At 70.6% G+C, this 25,069-nt stretch carries 22 protein-coding genes and 3 pseudogenes; 14 read left to right on the top strand and 11 right to left on the bottom strand.

Translation table 11 applies throughout. The annotated features are described in order from the left end of the window. Positions 1 to 535: 535 nt before the first annotated feature. From NQU54_RS16470 to NQU54_RS16460, 3 genes are all read left to right on the top strand, one after another. Complete coding sequence (locus NQU54_RS16470; RefSeq protein ID WP_257631716.1) at positions 536 to 2,167, top strand: ABC transporter ATP-binding protein; 1,632 nt, start codon at positions 536 to 538, stop codon at positions 2,165 to 2,167. 182 nt (positions 2,168 to 2,349) lie between these two features. Further along, positions 2,350 to 3,150 (top strand): ECF transporter S component, encoded by an 801-nt coding sequence (locus tag NQU54_RS16465; protein ID WP_257631724.1) that lies wholly within the window; start codon positions 2,350 to 2,352, stop codon positions 3,148 to 3,150. A gap of 323 nt (positions 3,151 to 3,473) precedes the next feature. Continuing rightward, a complete protein-coding gene (locus NQU54_RS16460) occupies positions 3,474 to 4,715 on the top strand; it encodes a UDP-N-acetylglucosamine--N-acetylmuramyl-(pentapeptide) pyrophosphoryl-undecaprenol N-acetylglucosamine transferase (RefSeq protein ID WP_372505897.1) in 1,242 nt (413 codons plus the stop codon). Positions 4,716 to 4,731: 16 nt separating this feature from the next. Here NQU54_RS16460 and NQU54_RS16455 read toward each other — a convergent pair whose 3' ends face one another. From NQU54_RS16455 to rfbB, 4 genes are read right to left on the bottom strand one after another with little or no spacing between them, the layout of a single operon-like run. Further along, positions 4,732 to 5,184 carry an arsenate reductase/protein-tyrosine-phosphatase family protein gene (locus NQU54_RS16455; RefSeq protein ID WP_257631715.1) on the bottom strand — a complete coding sequence of 151 codons (453 nt, stop codon included), beginning with the start codon at positions 5,182 to 5,184 and terminating at the stop codon, positions 4,732 to 4,734. Further along, positions 5,181 to 6,320 (bottom strand): DegT/DnrJ/EryC1/StrS family aminotransferase, encoded by a 1,140-nt coding sequence (locus NQU54_RS16450; protein WP_257631714.1) that lies wholly within the window; start codon positions 6,318 to 6,320, stop codon positions 5,181 to 5,183. Before NQU54_RS16450 ends, NQU54_RS16455 begins: the two co-directional genes overlap by 4 nt. Beyond that, a complete protein-coding gene (locus NQU54_RS16445) occupies positions 6,317 to 7,285 on the bottom strand; it encodes an ATP-grasp domain-containing protein (protein ID WP_257631713.1) in 969 nt (322 codons plus the stop codon). Before NQU54_RS16445 ends, NQU54_RS16450 begins: the two co-directional genes overlap by 4 nt. 6 nt (positions 7,286 to 7,291) lie before the next feature. Further along, entirely contained in the window at positions 7,292 to 8,314 is a 1,023-nt protein-coding gene (gene rfbB, locus NQU54_RS16440) for a dTDP-glucose 4,6-dehydratase (protein WP_257631712.1), read from the bottom strand. A gap of 235 nt (positions 8,315 to 8,549) precedes the next feature. Between rfbB and NQU54_RS16435 the strand changes: the two genes are divergently transcribed. Then, positions 8,550 to 9,845 (top strand): helix-turn-helix domain-containing protein, encoded by a 1,296-nt coding sequence (locus tag NQU54_RS16435; protein ID WP_257631711.1) that lies wholly within the window; start codon positions 8,550 to 8,552, stop codon positions 9,843 to 9,845. 116 nt (positions 9,846 to 9,961) lie between these two features. On the opposite strand, the pseudogene NQU54_RS16430 reads toward NQU54_RS16435, so the two are convergent. Continuing rightward, a pseudogene (locus NQU54_RS16430) lies at positions 9,962 to 10,267 on the bottom strand (steroid 3-ketoacyl-CoA thiolase); the annotation flags it as partial. Between NQU54_RS16430 and NQU54_RS16425 the strand changes: the two are divergent. Then, positions 10,264 to 10,947 (top strand): annotated as a pseudogene (locus NQU54_RS16425) (ECF transporter S component); the annotation flags it as partial. The pseudogenes NQU54_RS16430 and NQU54_RS16425 sit on opposite strands and share 4 nt — an antisense overlap. A 277-nt stretch (positions 10,948 to 11,224) precedes the next feature. Continuing rightward, entirely contained in the window at positions 11,225 to 12,508 is a 1,284-nt protein-coding gene (locus tag NQU54_RS16420; RefSeq protein WP_257631710.1) for a phosphatase PAP2 family protein, read from the top strand. Positions 12,509 to 12,519: 11 nt separating this feature from the next. On the opposite strand, the gene NQU54_RS16415 is transcribed toward NQU54_RS16420, so the two are convergent. Continuing rightward, positions 12,520 to 13,689 (bottom strand): steroid 3-ketoacyl-CoA thiolase, encoded by a 1,170-nt coding sequence (locus tag NQU54_RS16415; protein WP_079257417.1) that lies wholly within the window; start codon positions 13,687 to 13,689, stop codon positions 12,520 to 12,522. 250 nt (positions 13,690 to 13,939) lie between these two features. Here NQU54_RS16415 and NQU54_RS16410 point away from each other — a divergent pair, with 250 nt between their 5' ends. The 3 genes from NQU54_RS16410 to NQU54_RS16400 all read left to right on the top strand — a co-directional run bounded on the left by NQU54_RS16410 (position 13,940) and on the right by NQU54_RS16400 (position 15,845). After that, positions 13,940 to 15,172 (top strand): cytochrome P450, encoded by a 1,233-nt coding sequence (locus tag NQU54_RS16410; RefSeq protein ID WP_257631709.1) that lies wholly within the window; start codon positions 13,940 to 13,942, stop codon positions 15,170 to 15,172. Positions 15,173 to 15,231: 59 nt separating this feature from the next. Next, entirely contained in the window at positions 15,232 to 15,537 is a 306-nt protein-coding gene (locus NQU54_RS16405) for an HD domain-containing protein (RefSeq protein WP_257631708.1), read from the top strand. A gap of 98 nt (positions 15,538 to 15,635) precedes the next feature. Next, entirely contained in the window at positions 15,636 to 15,845 is a 210-nt protein-coding gene (locus NQU54_RS16400; RefSeq protein ID WP_257631707.1) for a hypothetical protein, read from the top strand. Between the two features lie 83 nt (positions 15,846 to 15,928). Here the strand turns inward: NQU54_RS16400 and NQU54_RS16395 are convergent, their stop codons facing one another. From NQU54_RS16395 to NQU54_RS16385, 3 genes are all read right to left on the bottom strand, one after another. Next, on the bottom strand, positions 15,929 to 16,558 hold the full coding sequence (locus tag NQU54_RS16395; protein ID WP_257631706.1) for a superoxide dismutase family protein: 630 nt from the start codon (positions 16,556 to 16,558) through the stop codon (positions 15,929 to 15,931). Positions 16,559 to 16,658: 100 nt separating this feature from the next. After that, positions 16,659 to 18,758 carry a bifunctional glycosyltransferase 87/phosphatase PAP2 family protein gene (locus NQU54_RS16390; protein ID WP_257631705.1) on the bottom strand — a complete coding sequence of 700 codons (2,100 nt, stop codon included), beginning with the start codon at positions 18,756 to 18,758 and terminating at the stop codon, positions 16,659 to 16,661. 274 nt (positions 18,759 to 19,032) lie between these two features. Next, positions 19,033 to 19,440 (bottom strand): helix-turn-helix domain-containing protein, encoded by a 408-nt coding sequence (locus tag NQU54_RS16385; RefSeq protein WP_372505895.1) that lies wholly within the window; start codon positions 19,438 to 19,440, stop codon positions 19,033 to 19,035. Here NQU54_RS16385 and NQU54_RS16380 point away from each other — a divergent pair. Next, a complete protein-coding gene (locus NQU54_RS16380) occupies positions 19,421 to 19,684 on the top strand; it encodes a DUF2000 family protein (RefSeq protein ID WP_257631704.1) in 264 nt (87 codons plus the stop codon). The two genes, NQU54_RS16385 and NQU54_RS16380, sit on opposite strands and share 20 nt — an antisense overlap. 6 nt (positions 19,685 to 19,690) lie before the next feature. Here the strand turns inward: NQU54_RS16380 and NQU54_RS16375 are convergent, their stop codons facing one another. Next, positions 19,691 to 20,617: an AraC family transcriptional regulator gene (locus NQU54_RS16375; RefSeq protein ID WP_257631703.1), complete on the bottom strand. Its 927-nt coding sequence runs from the start codon at positions 20,615 to 20,617 to the stop codon at positions 19,691 to 19,693. A gap of 104 nt (positions 20,618 to 20,721) precedes the next feature. On the opposite strand from NQU54_RS16375, the gene NQU54_RS16370 reads away from it, so the two are divergent. The 3 genes and pseudogenes from NQU54_RS16370 to NQU54_RS16360 all read left to right on the top strand — a co-directional run bounded on the left by NQU54_RS16370 (position 20,722) and on the right by NQU54_RS16360 (position 22,336). Then, positions 20,722 to 21,705 (top strand): zinc-dependent alcohol dehydrogenase family protein, encoded by a 984-nt coding sequence (locus NQU54_RS16370; RefSeq protein WP_257631702.1) that lies wholly within the window; start codon positions 20,722 to 20,724, stop codon positions 21,703 to 21,705. Positions 21,706 to 21,806: 101 nt separating this feature from the next. Beyond that, positions 21,807 to 21,941 (top strand): annotated as a pseudogene (locus tag NQU54_RS16365) (antibiotic biosynthesis monooxygenase family protein); the annotation flags it as partial. 68 nt (positions 21,942 to 22,009) lie between these two features. After that, positions 22,010 to 22,336: an antibiotic biosynthesis monooxygenase family protein gene (locus tag NQU54_RS16360; RefSeq protein ID WP_055550692.1), complete on the top strand. Its 327-nt coding sequence runs from the start codon at positions 22,010 to 22,012 to the stop codon at positions 22,334 to 22,336. Positions 22,337 to 23,155: 819 nt separating this feature from the next. On the opposite strand, the gene NQU54_RS16355 is transcribed toward NQU54_RS16360, so the two are convergent. Continuing rightward, positions 23,156 to 23,719, bottom strand: coding sequence for a flavoprotein (locus NQU54_RS16355; protein ID WP_257631701.1), 564 nt, complete (start codon positions 23,717 to 23,719; stop codon positions 23,156 to 23,158). 135 nt (positions 23,720 to 23,854) lie between these two features. On the opposite strand from NQU54_RS16355, the gene NQU54_RS16350 reads away from it, so the two are divergent. Next, positions 23,855 to 25,039 (top strand): helix-turn-helix domain-containing protein, encoded by a 1,185-nt coding sequence (locus NQU54_RS16350; RefSeq protein WP_257631700.1) that lies wholly within the window; start codon positions 23,855 to 23,857, stop codon positions 25,037 to 25,039. Positions 25,040 to 25,069: the final 30 nt, after the last annotated feature.

Genomic DNA, 25,069 nt, shown 5'->3' with positions numbered 1-25,069 from the left:
GGGGGGCGGGCCCGGGGGGGGCGCCCCCGGCCCCGGGGTGCGGGGCGGCGACCGCCGCCCCGCAGGCCCTCCAGCCGTCCGTCGTCCCCCTCACGGCCCCGACCCTGCCGTTGTGGCCGGCGGCGGGAGTCCTGCTGGGCCTCCTCCCGTCCCTCGCGGCCCCGGCCCCGCTTTCGCCTTCGGCACCGACCCGCGAACCACCTCCGCCGAACGAGCTCCCCGCCGCTCCGGCCCGGGTAGTGCGCAACCAGCGCCGCCCGACCCAACCGGCCCCCGACCCACACCCACGGCCCGGCAACACGACGACGAAACCGCACCCCGACCCGCAGCCGACCACGTCCCGCGAACCGCTTCCGGCGGACGAAGCCCCTGCCGGACCGGCCCGAGGGCGGGGTCGGCGGTGCGGCCCGCGCTCCGATGCGCCGCCCGACTCGCGCCCGGCGGATGACCCCGACAACCACCCCACCGCACACACCTCGCCCGGTGGCGAGCGCGGGAGCGCGCGAGCCGAGGCGGGGCCCGAGGAGGCCACGCAGTGATCCGGTTCGAGCAGGTGTCGGTCCACTACGAAGGGGCGGCGCGGCCCGCCCTGGCGGGGGTGGACCTGACCGTTCCCGAGGGGGAGCTGTGTCTGCTGGTCGGGCCGTCCGGGGTCGGCAAGTCGACACTCCTGGGCGCCGTCTCCGGTCTCGTACCGCATTTCACCGGCGGCACCCTGCGCGGCCGCGTCACCGTCGCGGGCCGGGACACCCGTACCCACAAGCCGCGTGAACTGGCCGACGTCGTCGGCACCGTGGGCCAGGATCCGCTCGCGCACTTCGTCACCGACACCGTCGAGGACGAGCTGGCCTACGGCATGGAGTCCCTCGGCATCGCCCCGGACACCATGCGCCGCCGGGTCGAGGAGACGCTTGACCTGCTGGGCCTCGCCGAGCTGCGGGACCGTCCCATCGCCACGCTCTCGGGTGGGCAGCGGCAGCGCGTGGCGATCGGTTCGGTGCTCACCACCCACCCCCGCGTCCTGGTCCTGGACGAGCCGACCTCCGCGCTCGACCCGGCCGCGGCCGAGGAGGTGCTGGCGGTCCTCCAGCGGCTGGTGCACGACCTGGGCACCACCGTGCTGATGGCCGAGCACCGCCTGGAGCGGGTGGCGCAGTACGCGGACCAGATGATCCTGCTGCCCTCCCCCGACGCCGCCCCGCTGACCGGCGCACCGGCCGAGCTGCTGCCGGTGTCGCCCGTCCAGCCGCCCGTGGTGGCGCTGGGCGGGCTGGCGGGGTGGCCGTCGCCGGTGCCGTTGTCCATACGGGACGCACGCCGTAAGGCGGGCGCGCTGCGGGAACGGCTCGCACAGCTCGCCCCGCGGCCGGTGGCCGATCCGCCGCCGGGCGAGCCGGTGGCCGAGGTGGCGCGGCTTTCGGTCCGCCACGGCCGGGTGGAGGCGTTGCGCGGGGTGCAGCTGTCGGTGCGGCCGGGCGAGACGGTGGCGCTGATGGGACGCAACGGGGCGGGCAAGTCCACGCTGCTGGCGAGCCTGGTCGGACTGCACGAACCGGCCTCGGGGTCGGTACGGGTCGGCCCGAGCCGGGTCGTACCGCACCGCACCCGCCCCGCCGAACTGCTGCGCCAGGTGGGCCTCGTACCGCAGGAGCCGCGCGATCTGCTCTACGCGGACACGGTCGCCGCCGAATGCGCGGCGGCCGACCAGGACGCGGCCGCGGCGCCCGGCACCTGCCGTGAGCTGGTCGGCCGACTGCTGCCGGAGGTGGCGGAGGTGGCGGACACCGCGCATCCGCGCGATCTGTCGGAGGGACAGCGGCTGGCGCTGGCCCTGTCCGTCATCCTCACCGCGCGCCCGCCGCTGCTGCTGCTCGACGAGCCGACGCGCGGGCTCGACTACGCGGCGAAGGCGCGCCTGGTGGAGGTGGTGCGTGGGCTGGCGGCGGACGGCCATGCGATCGTGCTGGCCACCCACGATGTGGAGCTGGCGGCCGAGATCGCCCATCGTGTCGTCATCCTGGCCGAGGGCGAGGTGGTCGCGGACGGGCCCACGGCCGAGGTGGTGGTGTCCTCCCCCGCCTTCGCCCCACAGGTGGCCAAGGTCCTGGCGCCACTGCCATGGCTGACCGTGCCGCAAGTACGCGAGGCGCTGGAGGAGGCGCCGTGACCGGGCGCCCCCTGAGCGACAAGCCACGCCGGACGGAGAACGAGCCACGCCGGGCCGGGGGCGAACCACGCCGGGCCGAGAGCGAGCCGCCCCAGACACAGGCCGAACCACCCCAGGCACAAGGCGCAACACCCCGGACACAACGCAAACCGACCTCAACGGCGCCCGGCGGCCGTGGCCGCATCCGTGCCGTGCGTCTCGGCCCGCGCTCGGTGGCGGCGCTCGTGCTCGTCTCCGCCATCGGTGCCGTCGCCTTCGGCTGGCCGCTCTTCGCACCGGGCGACTCCGGGATCACCACCCACGCCGCCGACGCCCCCTGGCTGTTCGCCGCGCTGCTTCCGCTGCTGCTGGCCGTGGTCGTGGCGACCATCGCGGACACCGGTCTGGACGCCAAGGCCGTCGCGATGCTCGGGGTACTGGCGGCGGCGGGGGCGGCCCTGCGGCCGCTGGGCGCGGGGACGGCCGGGATCGAGCCGATGTTCTTTCTGATGGTGCTGTCGGGGCGGGTGCTGGGCCCCGGTTTCGGCTTCGTCCTCGGCGCCGTGTCGATGTTCGCGTCCGCGCTGCTCACCGGCGGGGTGGGGCCGTGGATGCCGTTCCAGATGCTGGCCATGGGCTGGGTGGCGATGGGCGCGGGGCTGCTGCCGGGCGCCGCCCGGCTGCGCGGCCGGGCGGAGACGCTGCTGCTCGCCGGGTACGGGGCGGTGGCGTCCGTGGCCTACGGAACGGTCATGAACCTCCAGGGCTGGACCCTGATGCAGGGCATGGCCTCGGGGATCTCCTACGTCCCGGGCGATCCGCTCGACGAGAACCTCGCCCGCTTCGTGGCGTACTGCCTGGCCACCTCGCTGGGCTGGGACCTGCCACGCGCCGTGGTCACGATGGTGCTCACGCTCACTCTCGGCGGCGCCATCCTCAAGGCCCTGCGCCGCGCCACCCGCCGCGCGGCCTTCGAGGCCCCGGTCGCCTTCGAGGACAGGTAACCGGACGGGCCCGGCGCGTTGTCCGGACGCTGTTGGTTTATTCGGGCCCGTGTGTGACGTCGGCTCCCAAGACCCGGTTGTGGTCTTGGGAGCCGACGTTGTCGTATGGGGTGGGTGTCGATGTCTATGCAGCCGAAGGGGCCGGGGGATGTCCCGGCGGAGACGGTGCGGGTGGCGCGGGCCGCGTTCCCGAAGTGGATTGACGATTCCAGGCATACGAAAACGGCGGCGCCCCAAGGGGCACCGCCGAGGAATCGTTACCGCCGAAATCCAACCCCAGGATTCCGGTCGATCAGCGCTCGACCATAGCCACACTCTCGCCGATGGCGGGGCGCGGCTGGAATCGTCCTCCGGGCTGCGGTCGAGCCAGTAGGGTGCGCGGGGTGAACGAACCTGCTTCCCGTCTGTCGAGTACCTTCCGCCTCATCGTCACGGGCGGAGGTACCGGCGGCCACACCTACCCTGCCTTGACTGCGGTTCGGGCGTTGCAGGCCCGGCTGGCAGCCGAGGGCCGCGCGCTCGATGTCCTCTGGATCGGCACGCCTGACGGGCTGGAGGCACGCGTCGCCCCGGCCGAGGGCATCGCCTTCAAAACGGTCGCGACGGGCAAGATCCGCCGGTCCGCGAACCCGCTCAAGATGATCAGCCCGGCGAATGTCAAGGACATGGCGCGGGTACCGCTCGGTGTCGCTCAGGCCCGCAAGATCGTGTCGGACTTCCGGCCGGACGTCGTCCTCGCGACCGGCGGGTACGTCGCCGTCCCGGCCGGGCTGGCGGCGCGGATGTGCAAGCGTCCGCTGGTGCTGCATGAGCAGACCGTGCGGCTCGGTCTGGCGAACAGGAAGCTGGCCGGTTCGGCGGCGCGGATCGCCGTGTCGTCGGAGTCGACGCTCCCCCTCCTCCCAGAGGCCGTACGGTCCGCGGCCGTCGTCACCGGGAACCCGGTCCGCCCGGAAATGTTGGCCGGCCACGCGGAGAAGGCGATCGCCGGGCTCGGGTTGGTCGGCTTCGACCGGCGGCTCCCAACGCTCTACGTCACCGGCGGCGCCCAGGGCGCGCAACAGATCAACACCGTCGTGCGGGACGCCCTCCCGTGGCTCCTGGAACGGGCCAACATCATTCACCAGTGCGGGCCGACGAACGTCGAGGCCCTGCGCACGACCGCGGCCGGTCTCCCGCCGCACCTCACCGGCCGGTACTACCTCACCGGGTTCGTTGGCCCGGAACTCCCTGACGTCCTGGCGCTCGCCGACGTCGTGGTCTCCCGCAGCGGCGCCGGCACCCTCGCCGAGCTCACCGCCCTCGGCAAGCCCGCGATCTTTGTGCCGCTCGCCTCCTCGGCGGGGAATGAGCAGGCGCACAACGCCCGGCACCTCGAGGACACCGGCGCCGCCGTCGCGCTCACCGGCGACGTCACCGCGGACCGGCTGCAGAACGCCCTCGGACCGCTCCTGACCGACCCGGCGCGGCGCGTCGGGATGGCGGAGGCGGCCCGGGCACACGGACGGCCGGATGCGGCGGACAGGCTCGTGGACGTGATCCTGTCCGCCGCGTCCGGCGGGTGACTGGCCGGGGCCGGGTCTACGGGAGGTGCCGAGGGGCGCCGCCCTCGATGAGTCGGACGACGTTGGCGAAGACCTCCGGCTCCTTGTCCCAGGGGTCGGGGACGTCCCGGTCTCCGAGGTAGAGGCCGAGCTTCGGCGCGGTCGCCTCGTCGGCCAGGGTGCGGAGGGCGGTGAGGTTGGCACCGTCCATGGCGAGGACGGTGTCCGCCCAGTCCAGTAGGCCGGGGGTGAGGTGCACGCCGCGGTGGGCGGTGAGGTCGTAGCCAGCCGCCGCCGCGGCGGTCACCATCTGCCCGTGCGCGGGCTTCCCGACCCACTTGTCCCGGGTGCCGGCCGACCGCACGTCAACGGCGGGACCACCGAGCTCGGCGAGGATGAGCGCGGCGAGCGGTGAGCGGCAGTGGTTCCCGAGGCACACCGTGAGCAGCCGCCGCGGCCGGGCGGCGCTCATCGGCCGGGCGGCGCTCATCGGCCGGCCCCCGCCGCGAGGACCTGCCGGAGCTCGTCGGCGGCGTGCCGAGCGTCCGCCTCCGTGAGGTGCTGGTGGAACGGCAACGTCATGACCTCCCGGCCAAGGCGCTCGGTGAGCGGCAGCGGCCGGTGCCACTGGGCGAAGGCCGGCTGCGTGTGGTTCGGCGGGTAGTGCACGCCAACACCGATGCCGCGCTTCCGTAGCGCGCGGAACACCTCATCGCGTCGGCCGTCGAGGACGCGGACGGCGCACATCGGCGGCACGGTGTGTTCAACGTCGGCGTCGACCAGGACGACGCCGCCGACCCCATCGAGGGCAGCGGCGTAGGCGCGCCACAGCGCGCGGCGCCGGGTCTCCGCCTCCGCGAAGTGGTCGAGTTGCACGAGGCCCACCGCGGCGTTGAGCGGCGACATCTGCACGCGCATCCCGAAGCCGTCAACCGTGTACGTCGTCGTCTCCGCCCGGCGGGCCGCAGACTCGATGATGCCGAGACCGCGGAGCTGTCGGTAGGTGTCGGCCTCCATCGGCGTGCGGGGCACGATCGCGCCGCCGAGCCCGCACGTGAGGTTCTTGACCGGGCCAAAGGAGAAGCACGTCACTTCGCCGGTCGCGCCGACCCGGCGCTCCTGCTGCCAGGAGCCGAACGCCTGCGCCGCGTCCTCGACCACGGTCACGCCCTGCTCGTCCAGGGCGGGCCGGGCCGGGGCGAGGTCGACGGCCCGGCCCCCGTAGAGGACCGGCATCACAGCGCGGGTGTCCGGCGTGAGGGCGCCCAGGACCTCGGCGGCCTCGACGCAGCACGTGCCGGGGTCGACCTCGATGAACCGCGGCCGGGCCCCCGTCGCGACGATTGCCTGAACGGTCGCGCAGAACGTGAATGACGGAACGAGCACTTCGTGCCCGGGGCCGACGCCAGCGGCGAGCAGGGCGACGTGGAGGGCGGCCGTGCCCGAGGCAACCGCGACGACGTCCGGAACGCCGAGGAAGGCTGCGATGCGCTGCTCGAACTCTTCCGTGAGCGCGCCGTGGTTGTACTGCCCTGCGCTCAACGCCGAGGCGATGGCGGCCTCCTCGCCGCCGTAGAGGTACGGGCGCGCGATGTGCGCGATGTCCGGGGATTCGGTGCGGGTCATCGGGCCGTTCCCTCGCTGGTGGTCAGCGTCTCGACGTAGCGCGTGAGAGTGACGTCCGGCTTGTACGTGAGCCGGTCATGGTGGATGTCCTGGCGGAAGAGGCCGCGGAGGTATTGTCCGACATAGTCCGCGCCGGCCGCGACGGAGGCAGGGAAGCCTCCGGCCACCCGGGCGTTCGCCTCCGTGATGACGATCCGGCCCAGGCCCTCCTCGTCGCGGATGAAGCCCTGGACGCAGCAGGCCCCGGTAATCCCGGTCGCGGTGAGCGTGGTACGGACGCGCTCGGCCGCCTCGGCGTCGGTGAACGTGCGGCTCACGACGGCGAGCCCGCCCTTGACCAGGAGCCGGTAACGAAGGATCACCGAGGCCCGGCCAGCGCGGTCCACGAGGCAGTCCGCGGTGAACTCCCGCCCGCTGACGTGCTCCTGCACGATCGCCGCCGGGACGAGCTCGCACAGCACACGGGCCTGCTCCCGCGTCCGGCACACGTGCACGTCCTTCGCGCCCTGCCCATGCCGCGGCTTGATGACGAGGAGGCCGTCCGGCGCGCGGTCGAGATCGTCCGGGAGGACGGTGCGCGGTGTCGGCACCCCGTGCTCGGCGAGCACCGCGGCAAACCGGGCCTTGTCGCCGCACGCCGTGACCGCTTCCCGGGTCGGGAGCCAGGTGATGACGCCCAGGTCCGTCAGGGGTCGGCGGAGGCCGATGAGCTGCGGGAGCTCCCGCTCGACGGTCGAGAGGATGGCGTCCGGGCGGGCCTGCGCGCACAGCCGGAGCACGGCTGCGCGGTAGGCGGCGTCCGCCGCTGGCGGGAGGACGTGCGCGGTGACCTCCGGGAGGAGGAGCCCGGCCGCGTATGGGTCCGCGTCGGCCGCGAGGACTTTGCAGCCGAGCCGCTGGAGGGACCGGGCGAGGTCGAAGCCGGGGGCGCCACCGGCACCGGTCACGAGGATGCGCTTCGCCACCACCGGTCACCGCCCGGCCGGAGCGGCGGGCACGGCGCGGCGCTCGGGCGGAGGCGCGGCCTGCGGGTTCCGCATCAGCGGCGCCCACCGGCCGGGGTTGCGGCGGTACCAGTCGACGGCCTCGGTCAGACCGTCCTCAAGATCCCGCCCAGGCCGGTACCCGAGCTGGGCGGATGCCTTTGACCAGTCGATCGAGTACCGCAGGTCATTCGCGGGCCGGTCGGGGACGTGGGTCACCGCCTCCCAGGTGGCGCCGCAGATGCGCAGCAGGTACTCGGTGAGCTCCCGGCCAGTCAGGTCCGTACCGCCGCCGAGGTTGTAGACCTCGCCCGGCGTGCCGCCGCGGAGGACGGCCTCGATCCCGGCGCAGTTGTCTTCGACGTGGAGCCAGTTTCGGACGTGCTCACCCCGGCCGTGGAGGGTGACCGGCTCCCCGCGCAGGAGCCGGGTGACGAACAGGGGGATGATCTTCTCAGGGTGCTGGTAGGGGCCGTAGTTGTTCGAGGACCGTGTCACGCACACCGGCACCCCGTAGGTCTGCCAGTACGAGAGGGCGATGAGGTCGCTCGCGGCTTTCGACGCGGCGTAGGGGACGGACGGGCGGATCGGGAAGTCCTCGGTGGCCGTGCCTTCCAGGAGCGGGCCGTAGACCTCGTCCGTCGAGACGTGCACGAACTTGTGCACCTCGTGCCGCATCGCGGCGTCGAGGAGGGTCTGCGTGCCGAGGACGTTCGTCTCCAGGAACGCGGCGGCGGCGAAGAACGAGCGGTCGACGTGGGACTCCGCGGCGAAGTGCACGACCGCAGCGTGCTTGGCCATCAGGCCGTCCACGAGTTCGGCGTCGAGGATGTTGCCGTGAACGAATGTCAGCTTCGGGCTGAGGAATGCTGTCCCCAGGTTCTCGATGTGGCCGGCGTACGTGAGAGCGTCGAGGACGGTCACCGACGCGACGTCCTCCGCTGCGAGGATGCGCTTGACGAAGTGGGAGCCGATAAAGCCCGCCCCACCGGTCACGAGCACGTGTTCCATGGATGCCTCCCTGGGGGAAGGTGACGGCACAGCCCCAGCCGCGCCGTCGGGAGCTCCCCGGCCGATCGGCCGGGCGTGGACTCACCATGCGGGCCCGCTACCAGGGGGCGGGAGGTCACCGACACCCGCCCGCACACGGTGTGCGAAGTCCGCATACGGCGTGCATCCGTACGCCCTCCCCACGCCCGGACGTTGGCGCTACCGTCGACCCCCAGCCGTTCCGTAGGAGGCGCCTATGGACGTCACCAGACCCGCGCGAGAGATCGGGGCGGAGCTCCGTGGCGCGCGGTGCCGTGCACGGCTCACGCAGGCCCAGGTCGGGGAGGCAGTCGGCTACTCCGCCTCCGCCGTCTCCCGGATCGAGGCCGGCCGCATGCGGCTGGAGTACAACCGGCTCCGTGCGTTCGCCGCGTTCCTCGGTATCCCGCCCGACAGGCTGACCGGGACTCCTGTTCCCGGCCCGGCCACGGTCGATACGGTGAGGAGTCCAGCGGACGAGGAGGATGCGGTGCGTCGTAGGAACCTGCTCACCGGGGCGTTGGCGGCCGGCGCAACGGCTGCTCTCGGCGCCCCTGCGGCCAGTGCCGCATCCGCCGGGGGCGACCCGGCCGCGCCTCTTGAGGACTTTCTCTTCCGGCTCCCCTCCGCCTCGCCGGTGCCGCTGGCGCGGCTGGTGCAGAAGACGGCAAGCGCGCGGGCGGACTTCCGCGCCGCCCGGTACAACGCCCTCGGCCGCGCCCTTCCCGGCCTGCTCGCCGCCGCCTCCGCGACGCGGGAAGAGGCGACCGGACACGAGCGGGAGAAGGCGAGCCTTGTCCTCGCCCGCTCCTACGTCCTCGCCGCGGAGCTCGCACTCAAGCAGCACTCCGACGCGGCATGGGCCGCCGCCGACCGCGCTCTCACCGCAGCCCGCGCGTCCGGTCACCCGGTTCCGGTAGGGGAGGCATCCCGCGTGCTGGCGATCACCATGCGCCGCTCGGGGAACTGCCCCTCCGCCGTGCGGCTCCTCACTCGAGAGGCCGGAGACCTCGACGCCGGGCAGGAGCAGACGGGGGCGGTCCGTACGACGCTCATGCTCACCGCGGCGTACAGCGCGGCGACAGGCGGGGACCGCACGACCGCGCTGGACCTCCTCGACGCAGCCGAGGAGGAGACCGCCCGCCGCGAGGCGACACCGTCTGGGCTGTTCACCGTCGATGCGACGCGCACGCAGGTCGACGTCTACCGCATTGGCGTCCTCAACGCGCTCGGCACCCCAGATGAGGGGGTGAGCGTGGCGCGGCGGATCAACATCGACGGCATGCCGACGCCGGAGCGGCGGGCTCGCGCCTGGACCGACACCGCCCGCATGTGGCACGCCCTCCGAGATGGTCGGCAGACCTTCGCAGCACTGCGGCATGTCGAGCAGGAGGCGCCGCAGGAGGTGCGGCGGCCGGCGCTACAGGCGCTGACCACTGACCTGCTGTACGCGTCGGCCCGCGTGCCCGGGGTGCGGGAGTTCGCGGCCCGTACAGGTGCGATCTCCGCATAGGGTTCTCACCTTTCGCGTGCCCGGCGACACCGGGCACGCTCCCGAAGACCCGCGCCCGCCGGGCGGACGTCGGGGACGGTCAAGGCCCCGGCCGCGACGGCAGCCTGACCGCCCCCCTACAGCCGCTGAATGATCGTCCCCGTGGCCAGCGCCCCGCCCGCGCACATCGTGATGAGCGCGAACTCCTTGTCCACGCGCTCCAGTTCATGCAGCGCCGAGGTGATCAGGCGTGCCCCCGTGGCTCCCACGGGGTGCCCCAGCGCGATCGCGCCGCCGTTGACGTTCACCTTCGCCAGGTCCTGCTCGAAGACCCGCGCCCAGGACAGCACCACCGAGGCGAACGCCTCGTTGATCTCGATCAAGTCGATGTCCTTCAGCGTCATCCCGGCCTTGCCCAGCACGGCCTTCGTGGCGTCGATCGGCGGGGGCGGCCCTGCGGCCGCTGGGCGCGGGGACGGCCGGGATCGAGCCGATGTTCTTTCTGATGGTGCTGTCGGGGCGGGTGCTGGGCCCCGGTTTCGGCTTCGTCCTCGGCGCCGTGTCGATGTTCGCGTCCGCGCTGCTCACCGGCGGGGTGGGGCCGTGGATGCCGTTCCAGATGCTGGCCATGGGCTGGGTGGCGATGGGCGCGGGGCTGCTGCCGGGCGCCGCCCGGCTGCGCGGCCGGGCGGAGACGCTGCTGCTCGCCGGGTACGGGGCGGTGGCGTCCGTGGCCTACGGAACGGTCATGAACCTCCAGGGCTGGACCCTGATGCAGGGCATGGCCTCGGGGATCTCCTACGTCCCGGGCGATCCGCTCGACGAGAACCTCGCCCGCTTCGTGGCGTACTGCCTGGCCACCTCGCTGGGCTGGGACCTGCCACGCGCCGTGGTCACGATGGTGCTCACGCTCACTCTCGGCGGCGCCATCCTCAAGGCCCTGCGCCGCGCCACCCGCCGCGCGGCCTTCGAGGCCCCGGTCGCCTTCGAGGCCCCGGCCTTCGAAGCCCCAGTCGCCTTCGAGGACCCCATCACTTTCGAGACCCCGGTCACATTCAAAGCTCCGGCCGCCGCCCAGGACCCGGCTCCCGCCCGCCGGGCCGACGGCGGTAGTTCGGCCTGAGCCCCTGAACGCCCACCGGACACCATAAGAGTCTCCTGGCCACCGCCCCCCAACAGTGAAACCACCCCACCCGCACCGCTCAGATAACATGATCGGCCTCACGACGAGCGCCCCCATCGCCCGCCTTTCACCGGAAAGCCTCGCTATCCGGTGCAAAAAGTGACCCACATATCCAACACCAAGCAAATCGGCCAAACAATTGATACCCATATCATCGCGGGTGATTTCGCGAATAAAGCACAGAACAAGGTTCACCGCATGGCGTCAACCACGGGCGATGCTGTGGGCCACGGCAGGTGTGGCGACCCTCGGATTCCTCATCGCGCTGGAGATCGCGTCCCGCCGCTATGGCCTGCCGGGGCCGATCACCAACCAGGCACGCGAGGTGATATTTCCCCCCAAATCAGGCTTCCTCCTCTACGCCGGTATGGCGTTGATGATGGTGGTGCTCACTTGGCGGGAACGTTTCATCGCGTTCGGTATCGCGGTCGGCATCGACTTCGCGTTCGTACTGACACGGTGGGCGGCCGACGTAAAGGTGACCGACGGCCACCCCTTCGGCAACGGTGCGCTGTGGGTGCTTCTGGGCTACGCGGTCATCGCCGTCACCCGCCGCACCGGCCGGGAGCGCGCCCTGCTGCTGAAGGGCGTCGGGCTGGCCCTGTTGCTGGTGGCCGGCCGCAAGACGGGTGATACCTGGCTGCTCATCACGTCCAAGACCCGCCCGGCGGTGCTCGACCAGTACGTGGCGACCGCCGATCACGCACTGGGCAATCCATCGTGGGTGGTGGGCCGCCTCGTCAGGGCCACCGGCCCGATCGGCGCCCATGTTCTCGACTACGTCTACATACAGCTCGCGGTGGCCGCGGTCGTCGTCGCGCTCTACCAGCTGCGCAACGTGGCGGCCGAGCGCCGCTTCCCGGCCCACCATCTGGTGCGCACCTTCCTGGCGATCGGCCTCCTCGGCCCGGCCATCTACATGGTCTTCCCCGTGGTCGGACCGGTCTTCGCCTACGGCGCCGACGGCGGGCACTGGGCGGTGGCCAACGTATGGCCGGAGACGGCGCCGGCGCTCATTGCCCCGCATCCGATGCCGTTCGACCAGATCACCCCGCGCAACTGCATGCCCAGTCTGCACACGGCATGGGCCACCACGATCTTCATTCACTCCCGCAGGGGCCCCCGAATTCTGCGCTTCGCGGGCACGTTCTGGCTGATCGCCACGCTCGGCGCGACGCTGGGATTCGGTTACCACTACGGCGTGGATCTCATCGCCGGCGTGGTGTTCGCGCTCACGGTCGAGGCGGCGCTGCGCTCGCTCGCGCACGGCTGGGACCGGGCGGGAATCCAATTGGTCGCACATGGCGCGACGGTCTTCGCCGCGCTTCTGGTGGCTTATCGCTATCTGCCGATGGAGATGGCCACATACCCGTGGCTGTTCGGACCGCTTCTCCTTCTGGCGATGGCCTCGGTGATCCACGGCTATGTACGGACCACCAGACTGTGGGAACCGAAGGCCGCACCGGCGCCGCGGCCGGAACCTCAGCCCGAACTGGTCTGAGTCATCCGTCCCTAGAGCCGCTGAATGATCGTGCCCGTGGCCAGCGCACCGCCCGCGCACATGGTGATCAGCGCGAATTCCTTGTCCGCGCGCTCCAGTTCATGCAGTGCGGTGGTGATCAGGCGTGCCCCCGTGGCCCCCACGGGGTGCCCCAGCGCGATCGCGCCGCCGTTGACGTTCACCTTCGCCAGGTCCTGCTCGAAGACCCGCGCCCAGGACAGCACCACCGAGGCGAACGCCTCGTTGATCTCGATCAGATCGATGTCCTTCAGCGTCATCCCGGCCTTGCCCAGCACCGCCTTCGTGGCGTCGATCGGTCCGTCCAGATGGAAGTGCGGATCGGTGCCGACGAGGGCCTGGGCCACGATCCGGGCGCGGGGGCGGAGCTTGAGGGCGCGGGCCATCCGCTTGGAGGCCCAGAGCACCGCACACGCGCCGTCGGAGATCTGGGAGGAGTTGCCCGCGGTGTGCACGGCGGTCGGCATGATGGGCTTGAGCCCGGCCAGCCCCTCCATGGTGGTGTCGCGCGGCCCCTCGTCCCGGTCGACGGCCCGCCACATGCCCTCTCCGGCGGTCTGCTCCTCCTCCGTCGTGGGCACCTGCACCGCGAAGGTCTCGCGCTTGAACCGCTCCTCCGCCCAGGCCCGCGCCGCCCGCTCCTGGGAGATCAGCCCGAGGGCGTCCACGTTCTCCCGGGTCAGGCCGCGGTTGCGGGCGATCCGCTCGGCCGCCTGGAACTGATTGGGCAGATCCACGTTCCACTCCTCGGGGAACGGTTTGCCCGGTCCGTGTTTGGAGCCGCTGCCCAGCGGCACCCGCGACATGGCCTCGACCCCGCAGCCGATGCCGATGTCGATGACACCGGTGGCGACCATGTTGGCCACCATGTGGTTGGCCTGCTGCGAGGAGCCGCACTGACAGTCCACCGTCGTCGCCGCCGTCTCGTAGGGCAGCCCCATGGTCAGCCAGGCGGTGCGCGCGGGGTTCATCGACTGCTCCCCGGCGTGGGTGACCGTGCCGCCGACGATCTGCTCGACGCAGTCCGGCTGGATGCCCGTACGGGCGAGGAGTTCGCGGTAGGTCTCGCCGAGCAGATAGGCGGGGTGGAGGTTGGCGAGCGCGCCTCCGCGCTTGCCGATGGGGGTGCGTACGGCTTCGACGATGACGGGTTCCGCGGCCATGGGTGTCTCGTCCTCTCATCGCATCCGCGGGGCTCCCGGCAGCGCCCGCGCCAGAACTAGTACGCGTTCTAGTTCTTCGACTCAGTCTGCTGAGGCCCGACCCAAGGGCGCAAGGGTTGTGCAGGGGTTGAGCGGACCTGGGGCTCCACCATTCCCCCGAAACAATGGCCGCGTTTTCTCTTGCTACTTGTAGAACCCGTTACTACCTTGCGGACACTTCTGATAGGCCGTCAGATATCTGGAGTGGCCGATGACCTGTCCAGCGCTCCCCGAAGGCTTTGACCTCACCGACCCCGACCTCCACAAGCATCGGGTGCCACTCCCGGAGCTCGCCCGGCTGCGGCAGACCGCTCCCGTGTGCTGGATCCCCCAGCCACACGGCATCGCCGGGTTCGACGACGACGGCTACTGGGCCATTACCCGCCATGCCGACGTCAAGGAGGTCTCCACCCGGCCGGAGATCTTCTCCTCCCACGCCAACACCGCGATCATCCGCTTCAACGAACACATCCAGCGCGATCAGATCGACGTCCAGAAGCTGATCATGCTCAATATGGATCCGCCCGAGCACACCCGGGTCCGCCAGATCGTCCAGCGCGGTTTCACCCCGCGCGCCATCCGCGCCCTCGAGGACGCCCTGCGCGACCGCGCCACCCGTATCGTGGCCGGGGCCAGGGAGAGCGGCAGCGGGGACTTCGTCACCGATGTCGCCTGCGAACTGCCGCTGCAAGCGATCGCCGAGCTGATCGGCATTCCCCAGCAGGACCGGACCAAGATCTTCGACTGGTCCAACAAGATGGTCGCCTACGACGATCCGGAGCTGGCCATCACCGAGGAGATCGGCGCCGAGTCGGCCATGGAGCTGATCTCGTACTCCATGAACCTCGCCGCCGACCGCAAGGCGTGCCCCGCCAAGGACATCGTCAGCCGGCTGGTGGCCGCCGAGGACGAGGGCAATCTGGGCTCCGACGAGTTCGGCTTCTTCGTGCTGCTGCTCGCCGTCGCCGGCAACGAGACCACGCGCAACGCCATCAGCCACGGGATGCACGCCTTCCTCACCCACCCCGACCAGTGGGAGCTGTTCAAGGCCGAGCGCCCCGCCACCGCCGCCGACGAGATCGTGCGCTGGGCCACCCCCGTGATGTCGTTCCAGCGCACCGCCACCCAGGACACCGAGCTGGGCGGTCAGCGCATCGAGGCGGGCGGGCGGGTCGGCGTCTTCTACTCCTCCGCCAACAACGACCCCGAGGTCTTCGACCGCCCCGAGGTCTTCGACATCGCCCGCGACCCCAACCCCCATCTCGGCTTCGGCGGTGGCGGACCGCACTTCTGCCTCGGCAAGAGCCTGGCGGAGCTGGAGATCCGGCTGATCTTCGAGGCCATCGCGGACACCCTCCCGGACATCCGGCTCGCGGGTGAGCCCCGGCGGCTGCGCTCGGCCTGGCTGAACGGGATCAAGGAGCTGAGGGTGACCTACACGTAGCCTGTTCGTGCCGCGCCAGGAGTCCCACAACCCCCCCGGGCGCGGGCACACTGACCGCCATGAGCGAGATGAACGGCCCGCATGGCGCGGCGGGCGATCGGCGAAGACTCTTCGACTTCATAGCCCCCACCGCCCGCCTCCGTGAGATCGAGCGCGCCAACAACGCCACCGCGGAACGCAAGGAGAGCGTCGCGGAGCACTCCTGGCACCTGGCGATGGTGAGCTGGATACTGCACGCCGAGTTCGAACGCGAGGCCGGGCAGCGCCTGGACCTCACCAAGATGCTCAAGCTGTGCCTGATGCACGACCTCGCCGAGCGGCGCGGGGAGCGAGGACGCGGTGGAGCGGGGCGCCGCGGGCGGTGAACCCCCGCGCTTCGCCTCGCTCCCCGCGCCGCTGGGCGCCGAACTGCTCGCGCTGTGGCGGGAGTACGAGGAGGGGCCGTACGCCCGAGGCGTGTCCGGTGCGCGGGGTGGACCGGCTCAATCCCACCCTGATGCGCTGTCTGACCGGTCAGGGCTGGGGCGACATGGCCACCGACAGCCACGCTCCCGTGGACGCCGAGGCGCTCGACGGGCTGCATCTGCCACGGGTCGCCGTGAGCGAGACGCTGCGCGCGCTGTACGAGGAGATCAGGAACGCCTCGGTGGAGGGCGGGCTGCTGCCGCCCTGAGCCGCGCCGCCCCCGGAACCCCGCGGTCCCGAACCGTCCGGACCCTATGAGCCGTCCGGACCGAGGGGGCTGTCCGAACGCCGCTACTTGAACGGTACGTTCACACACGCCACCCGGGCGCCGGCCTGCCCGGCCTTACCCGATGTGGTGCCCGTGGCATTCTTGTGGATCACCACGGAATGGGCCTCCCCTGACCTGAACTGCCACTTCACCCACGACTTGGCCCAGCCTTTGCCGGCCTTGTTGGTGGTGACGTCGAGCCACACCTCATTGTGCGGGTTGGCGTACTTCGGGTTGGTCGAGGGCTGCTTGGGGTCCGGCTTGTTCTGGTAGTGGGGCCCCGACGAGTCGGGCTTGGTGCCACACGGCTTCGTATGGACATGGATCCCGAAGTGGTGGTTGCGCGCGAGGCCACGCAGGCTGATGAACACGAACGTGCCCTTGTGCATCTTGTACTGGCCGTGGCCCTGTGCGCCCTCGCGGTTCTTCATGCCCTTGCCACCCACCCGCGCCTCCGCGATGAACACGCTCGCGGACGTCGGCACCAGCGACTTGTCGTACGTCACCGCTCCGGCGCTCTTCGCCTGCGCGGCCGGCTGGAACCTGTCGTGGACGAAGACGAAGGGGTGCGGCGGCGCGGCGACCGCGGGTGTCGCAATGGCCATCGAGGCACCCATCGCCACCGCCGCGGTTACTGCCTTCACCAGGGACATCGTTGATCCCTCCTCAGTCGGGGTCCCCGCTCCCCGTCTCGATTCCCAGATCCCCCCGTTTTAACGCGCTTGTCCGACTTTCCGCCCCCTTCTCACCACGCTAGACCCGCTGGTCATGCCGCTCAACGCGAGCGTCACCCCCCTTTGGGGGCTCATCCGCGGCGGACGGGGCCTGCTCCGCGGACCGGGCCTGCTCGGCCGGCTCGGCGCCGTCGTGCCCTCCACCGCGCTGCCGCACCAGCCCCGGTACCAGCCCCCGGGCGCGGGCGACCGCGGTGCCCATCGCCGCCGACAGCGGTGGCGCCTCCTCATGCGGGCGCCTGCCCACGCCGAGCAGCAGATACTGGAGCCCGAACCCGGCCGAGACGATGGCCGCGCCGCCGATCGCGTCCAGCACATAGTGGTTCGCGGTGCCCACGATGACCGCCGTCGTCAGCAGCGGATACAGGATGCCGAGCACCTTCGCCCAGACGTACGGCGCCACGATCGCGATGACCACCCCGCACCACAGCGACCACCCCACGTGCAGCGACGGCATGGCCGCGTACTGGTTGGACAGCTTGGTGAGCGCGCCGAAGTCCGGGTTGTTCAGGTCCTGCGGGCCGTGCGCGGTGTCCACGTACCCGAGCCCCATCAGCCGCGGCGGGGCCAGCGGGTAGAGCCAGAAGCCGACCAGGGCGAGCAGTGTGGCGAAGGCCAGCGGGGTGCGGGCCCAGCGGTAGGTCGCCGGGCGGCGCAGATACAGCCAGCCCAGCAGGGACAGCGGAATCAGGAAGTGGAAGGTGCTGTAGTACCAGTTCATGAAGAGCTTGAGCCACTCGGTGTCCGCCACGATGGCGTTGAACCAGTGCTCGATGTCGATATGCAGCCAGCCCTCGAGGGTGAGCACCTGGTCTCCATGCCCCTCGGCCACACTGCGCTCGTCCGGGGCGTGGCCGCGGATCCAGGAGTAGGCGAAGTAGCCGACGCGGATCAGCATCAGCTCGAGCATCAGGTTCGGGCGGGACAGCGGCCGCTTGAGCAGGCGCAGCAACGGCACCCAGGCGAAGCGACTCCTGGCCGGCTCGGCGATCGGCGTCGGCTCGGGTTCGTCCCAGCGCGGCGAGGTGCGGGAGAGGAACGGCACCACACAGGCGGCGGCGAGCGCGGCGAGCAGCGGCGCATTGTAGCCGATATGGCCGAGGATCTCGATGTCGGGCAGCAGCGCGGTGCGGTTGAGCGACATCGCCAGCACCACCAGCACCGGCCACACCAGCCGGTCGGAGCCGCGCCGCCCCACCCGGCCGACCACGGCCAGCAGGATCCACAGCTGCTGGTGCTGCCAGGAGGTGGGCGAGACCGCGAGCGCCACGCTGCCGGTGATGGCGGCGGCGAGCAGCAGCTGCCCGTCCTGGGCGTAGTGCACCGCGCGCCGCAGGCCGATCACCGCGACCGCGACCGCGAGCACGGCCAGCAGCGTCAGCTCCATCGGGCCCTCGAGACCGATGCGCAGCAGCAGCCCGTGCAGCGACTGGTTGGCCAGGCTGTCGGCGGGAGCGCCGAGCCCGGCGCCGCCGATGTGGTGCACCCAGTACGTCCATGAGTCGTGCGGCATGGCCGCGCAGGCGAGCGCGGTGCACGTGGCGAACGTGGCGCCCGCGAGCGCCGCGGCCCGGCGCCGTCCGATCAGCCACAGCACGACGGCGAACAGCAGCAGCGCGGGCTGGAGCGCCGCGGCCACCCCGATGAGCACCCCGGCCTGCCGACCGGAGGTTCTGGGCAGCACGGTGAGGACGACCAGCAGCACCGGGATGATGCTGGTCTGGCCCAGGGTGAAGGTGTTGCGCACCGGAAGCGACAGCACCAGCAGGCTGATGGCCAGCGGGGCGGCGATCAGCGAGGTGCGGCGGGAGACCGGACCGGGCAGCGCGCGGGCCACCACCAGTCCGAGGATCACGACGAGCAGCAGGGTGCCGAAGGTCCAGGCGACCCCGAGGTTCTGCTCGGCGGCCCGGGTCAGCGGCTTGAGGACGAGCCCGGAGAACGGGGTGCCGGTGAAGGAGTCCCCGTCATACAGCGACCCGCTGACGTGCAGCACACCGTGCTCACCGATCCAGGTCTCCAGATCGGTCAGCCGCTCCTCGGGCGGCAGCCGCAGCACCGCCGCCGCCTGACGGACCGCCAGCAGGCCCGCCAGGAGCCACAGGGCCGCGAGTCCCATTCTGGTCCGTGACGTCCGCACCCCGACGGCGCCGGGGCCCGACCCCGTATCCGGGGTTCTCCCCAGTCCGCTCCGCTCCACGTTCGCCACGCCCTGCCGCTCCCCCACTCGCCCTCTTCATCTGTCCCGGATTCTGGAGACCCTACTGAGCCCACTACTCAGACGCGGAACACCCCCTCTTCACCTGACCGTCGTCCCGGGTTGTCCGAAAGATGTCAGGCTTTGGCAGGGTGCTTGCGCTCCGCACGAGTCCGTATGGTCCGGCCCAATTTCATCAGGGCTGGGGGGTGCGCCGCGAATCGGGACTCGCCGCGCGCTGAAATGTTCCCGGCGTCACTCCGAAGCACCGCACGAACCACCGGTGGAAGTGGCTCTGATCGGCGAACCCCGCCTGGGCCGCGGCCTCGGCCGCGCCATGGCCCGCCACCAGCAGCCCGCGCGCCCGGCGCAGCCGAAGCTGCCGCTGGAAGTCGCTCGGCGCCATCCCGTACGCGGCGTGGAACGCCCGGTAGAGCGCGAAGCGGCTGCATCCGGCGGCTTCCGCGAGCCGCGCCGCCGGGATCTCCTGTGCGTACGCCTCCTCCAGCAGCGCCCTGGCGCGCCGCGCCGCCCGCGCCTGCCCACCACCCCCGCCCGGAAGCTCCCGGGTCCGCAGCGCCCCGGTGGCCCCGCGCCGCACCATCGCCCCGATCGCCGTCATCGTCCGTACCGACCTCGCCGACTGGCAGAAGCTGAATGTGACCGCCTTCCTCTCCAGCGGCGTGGCGCACGCCACGGACGAGATCGTCGGCAAGCCGTACGAGGACGACAACCGCGCGGCGATCCGGGCCGTCGAGGCCGACGCGCTGGACCTGGTCGGCCTCGCGGTCTACGGGCCGCGCAACCAGGTGGACAAGGTGACCAGGGGCTTGAGGCTGCACGGCTGAGCCACGCTACGCGGGTCCTGGACGCGCCGACCGCACGCGCCAGGCGCCGGGCGTGACGCCTTCCCGGTTCGAAAAGGCGCGGCTCAACGCGCTGCCGGTGTCGTAGCCGACCCTGACCGCGATCTCCTGGACACTCAGCGGTGTCTCCCTGAGCAGGAGCTTCACCCGATACATGCGCCATGACGTGAGGTAGCCGAGCGGGGTGTCCCCGGTCTTCTCCTTGAACAGGGCGGCGAACGCCGAGCGTGACATCCCCGCCTTGCGGGCGAGTTCGTCCACCGTCCACGGATGGGCCAGATCCGCGTGCAACTCCCGCATGGCCACCGCCAGCCGTGGATCCCGCAGCGCGGCGATCCAGCCGACGGTACCGCTGCCGACATCCGTACAGCAGGTTCGTAGCGCCTGGACGAAGAGCACATCGGACAGGCGGCTCATGATGAACCCGCCGCCGAGCGCGCCCGCCGCGCTCTCCCGTGCGATGAGGTCGAACGTGCCGCGCAGGAGTTGACCGGACGTGTTGTCCAGATTCAGCCGGAACACCGGGGGCAGCAGCGCGAACAGCGGTTCCGCCGCCACGGAATCGAAGGCGAACCGGCTGGAGACGATCCGGGTCAGCTCCCCGTCGCCCCCGACCCGCGCCGCGTTGCCGGGGGCTTGGGAGATCAGGCCATCGCAGTCGACCACCTCGCTGCCCGTCTCGTCCTGAAGCGTGAATCCCACCCCCGCACGGACCAGGAAGCAGTCGTTCGCCTCCAGCCGCTGCGACCCGGGGAGCGTGTCCGCGACGAGCCGGCACGAACCGCTGGAGATCAGGACCAGCCGGGCGAGGTGCCGGGGAGGGAACGAGATTCCCCATGGTGCACGGGCGTCCACCCGCACATACCGGGCGTCCTCGATCCTCATCGTGGCGAGGAGGTCATCGATCGGATCCATCTCCACTCCCCTGGACGATCTGCGCCAAACAGTGGACGCCAAGATACATATCGTCCAGCCCGGCGCGCCTATCGTGGAGGCGAGATACGAACGAAGGGCAGCAAATGCGAACTTTCCAGGTGAGAGCGGGCGGCGGCCTGATCACCTCGGCGGAGCGCCCGGTGCCGAGCCCGTCGGCGGGCGAAGTACTCGTACGAGTGAAAGCCAGCTCCCTCAACGCACGCGATCTGCTGATCGTCACCGGCAGGTACTCCGTCGACGTACCGCCGGGGCGTATCCCGCTCTCCGACGGCGCGGGCGTCGTGGAGGCCGTCGGGGACGGGGTCTCGCGGTTCCGAGTGGGAGATCGTGTCGCGGGCACCTTCCATCCCACATGGCTGTACGGCCCGTTCCCCGAGTGGGGACAGCTGCGCGGCACCCATCGCGACGGCTGGCTCACCGAATACATCGTCCTCGACGAACAGAGCGCGGTCGCCGTACCGGACCATCTGACCTTCGAGGAAGCCGCCACGCTTCCCTGCGCCGCGCTCACCGCGTGGTCGGCCGTGAGCGGAGTCGGCCCGGGGGACGCGCTACTGGTCCAGGGCTCGGGCGGGGTATCGGTCTTCGCCCTACAGCTCGCCCGCCTGGCCGGCGCCCGCGTCCTGGCCACGACATCCAGCGACGCCAAGGCCCGGCGCCTCAGCGCCCTCGGCGCATCCGACGTTGTCGACTACACCAGCACACCCGAGTGGGGCGTACGGGTACGCGCACTCACCGGCGGCGGTGCCGAACGCGTCGTGGAGATCGGCGGCGCCGGAACGCTCTCCCAGTCCATCGACGCCGTCGCCCACGGCGGCCAGATCGCCCTCGTCGGCAATCTCGCGGCAGGCGACGGCATGGATGTGAACCGGTTCTTCCGCCGCGCCGCGACCCTCAGATCGATCAGCGTCGGCAGCCGCGGCGACTTCGAACGCATGAACAAGGCCATCGCCCAGAACCGGCTCCGGCCCGTCATCGACCGCGTCTTCCCCTTCGACCAGGCGCCGGAGGCGTTCTCCCACTTCGCAAAGGGACCCCGCTTCGGCAAGGTCGTCATCAGCCACTGACCGACGTCTTCACGCGTCTTTGACCATCGGATGTAGCAGACTGCGCCCAAAGAGTCGAGCTCAGGGCGCCGACCAGGCGCCCGCCGCGTGAGAGGTGTCCTGTGCCCAGCGTCGTAAAGATCAATGTCCTGACCGTGCCGGAAGAACAGCGCGAGGTGCTGGAAAAGCGCTTCGCGTCCCGCGCCGGGGCCGTGGAGAACTCCGACGGCTTCGAGTGGTTCGAGCTGCTGCGCCCGCAACAGGTACGCAGATGTACCACTAGACCCAGATCACCGTAGCCTCGGGAGTGGGGCAAGATGAGGGCATGAGTGTTGTCAAGATCAATGTGCTGACGGTCCCGGAGGAACAGCGCGAGGTGCTGGAAAAGCGCTTCGCCGCACGCGCCGGGACGGTCGAGAACTCCGACGGCTTCGAGTGGTTCGAACTGCTGCGTCCCGTCGAAGGGACTGACACCTACCTCGTCTACACGCGCTGGCGCAGCGAGGAGGACTTCCAAGCCTGGATGGAGGGCCCCATGAAGGCCGCCCACCAGCGCGGCGGCGAGGACGCCCCGAAGCAGAAGCCCGCCGCCTCGGGCTCCACACTGTGGTCCTTCGAGGTCGTACAGCAGACCGGACCCAAGCAAGGCTGACACGAGCCCCTTGGAACCAACGCTAGCCCCCTGACCCAGGCCAGGGGGCTTAAGGGGATTCGACGAAGTCCACTGCTGATCTCGTGCCGCTCCTGCTGGCCACGAAGCCTTCAGGGGATTGAGATTAGCGATGGACTTCGTGTCATCTGCTCAGCGACGGTTCCTATGGCTGCCGTTCCAGGGCGCCGTCTGGATCGTCCAGGGCAGCTCGTGCCAGTTGGCGGAAGTGGCTCAAGCTCGGCCAATGGGTAGGTGTGAGTGATGGTGGGTCGCCTCGCCTGGCTTGCTCCAGCCCCCACCTCACGAAGGTGCTACGCAGGATGAACCCGTAACCCCGTGTTACTGATTTGGCTTCCGCAGCAACGCTGTCAGGTCCCGCCAGCGCCACGGCGTTGTCGGCCTTCGCGAGCGCCGACATGAGCCGACGCGCCTCGGCGGCTCGCTCCGGCAGGTCTGCCGGTGCCGAGTCCTCCATCCGGGCAAGCGCGGACATCACTGGCGCAAGTTCCTCCGTTGCGTTCACGAACTGAGCATAGGCATCAGCGCGAGTTTGCCGCCGCCAGTGCTCGTGCTGCGAGCGGCGCTGGGAGTTCCCCGTGTTCTTAGCCGCACGTACGGCCCCAAAGGCGCCAAGTCCGGCCCCAACTACAGCCGCGGCGGCGGCGATTGATGCTGTACCCCCTAGATCCATTGGCGCATTATTCCAAGCACTAGCGGGATCAGCAGTGGACTTCGCCGGATTCGCTTAGTGGTTTTGTGCTGTGCCCGTCAGGCGGCTGTGAGCTCGCCTGCCCGTTGGCTGCACCGTCCGGGGGCGGCTCATGCACCGCGGGGATCGCGCCCGCTGACGGCTGAAGCGGCGGCTTCGAGGGCCAGGTGCCACGGATAGTTCTCCGGTCGGCCCTGGCCCGGCTTGTTGGGTACGAAACCGCCTTCCCCGTACAGCACGCGCACTCCCATCGCGCGGAGCGTGGCAACGCTGGTGTCGAACTGGGTGTGCTGGACGTAGGCGGCGTTGACGCACGGCATGGCCACAGTCGGGATGCCCTTGCCGATGGCCTCGGCCACGAATCCGACGATGAACTTCTCGGTGATCCCGAGAGCCCACTGGTTGATCGTGTTGAAGGTGGCGGGTGCCAGGACGGCGGCATCCGCCAGGGGCCAGACGTCCGGCTCTCGGGGCAGCTTGTACTGGCTGCGCACCGGGTGTCCGGTCAGTTCCTCCAACGCTGGCAGCTCGTCGTCAAGCCAGCGTGCGGCTGTGGGGGTGAGCCCGAGGCAGACATCCCACTCGGCCGCCTGCGCTCGTTCGATGACGCCAGCGATGTTCAGCACGGGCGGGGCGGCGCTTCCGAACAGGTAGAGGACACGGTTCGCGGTCATGCGGGCAGTCCACCGTGTGGCGCCCCGTATGCGCAAACCCTGCCAGCCAGGGAATGAGATCGCCGTTCACCGTCTTCTGCCGTGACCGGGCGGGTAGCGTTTCCGCTGAGAGTGAGTCACGAAAGGGAGGGATGCATGCCGCTCCCCGACGACGAGCACACGGGCGCTCGGATCGCACATCACCGGAAACGGGCTGGGCTGACTCAGCGTGGGCTGACTCAGAAGATTCCCTACTCCTACAGCCTGCTCACCCAAGTTGAGTCCGGGCACAAGCCAGCCAGCCCCGACCTGGTGGCCGCTGTCGCGAAAGCGCTATGCATCGACGTCACGGCACTGACCGGCCAACCCTACGTGACCGAGCTACAGCAGGACCGGTTGGCCGCGTTGGTCCGCCCGATCCGTGAAGCCCTCGACCTCTACGACCTGGGGGCCGATCCGGCGATCACACCGCGCCCCGCTCCTCAGCTCGTCGCCGCTGCCCAAGCCCTGTGTCAGCAGGTCCGGGCGACGAAGCTCCATGACGCTGCTCTTGATCTTCCAGGAACGATGGCGGAGATCACTACAGCCGCGTATCGGACGCCGTCGTCCGAGTTGTGGGCTGCCTTGTCGAGTACCTACCGCACCGCGCATGACCTGGCCGTGAAGCTGGGCTACTACGACTTGTCCACGGTGGCTCTGGACCGTATGGACTGGGCCGCCTCGCGGGCCTCCGATCCGTTGCTCTCCGCAGTGCGCCAGTACATGCGCGCCCTCGTCTACTTCCGAGAGGGCGAGTACACCATCGGTCAGCGGCTCGTAGCCTCCGGGCAGGGGCTATTGGAGCAGTCTCCGCAGACGCGAGAGCGGCATGCCGTTGCCGGGCAGCTTCACCTTGGAGCAAGCATCATCGCTGCCCGCGCTCATGATGAAGACGCGGTAAAGAACTACCTCACCGAGGCCCGGTCTTACGCGGACCGGACAGGCGAAGCGACGGACGTGCACTGGCTGTCCTTCGGCCCCACGAACGTCACCGTGCACGCGGTGTCGGCTCATGTCGAGATGCGGCACTACGGCGAAGCTCTGCAAGAGGCCGCGAAGGTGCGGATACCGCAGGACTGGGCTGTCTCCCGCGCCGCGCACTTCTACGTGGACCAGGCACGCGCCCAGATGGAAGCGGGGCGCTCTGAAGCGGCCTTGAAATCGATCGTGACCGCGCGGAAGCTGGCGCCGCAGCAGACCAGGTACCACGCGGGCGCTCGCGAGACCATCCGGGGCCTGATCCACTTGTCCCGTCGCACCCCGGACAGCCTGGATCACCTGGCTGCTTGGGTGGGCCTCTGACACTTTCACCGCAGTAGCCCCCGGCTTTCA

The sequence above is a fragment of the Streptomyces malaysiensis subsp. samsunensis genome (genome assembly GCF_024519315.1).
Classification (GTDB): Bacteria; Actinomycetota; Actinomycetes; order Streptomycetales; family Streptomycetaceae; genus Streptomyces; species Streptomyces malaysiensis.
The sequence above is the reverse complement of the archived record's forward strand: the minus strand, read 5'-3'. Positions and strand labels throughout refer to the sequence as shown.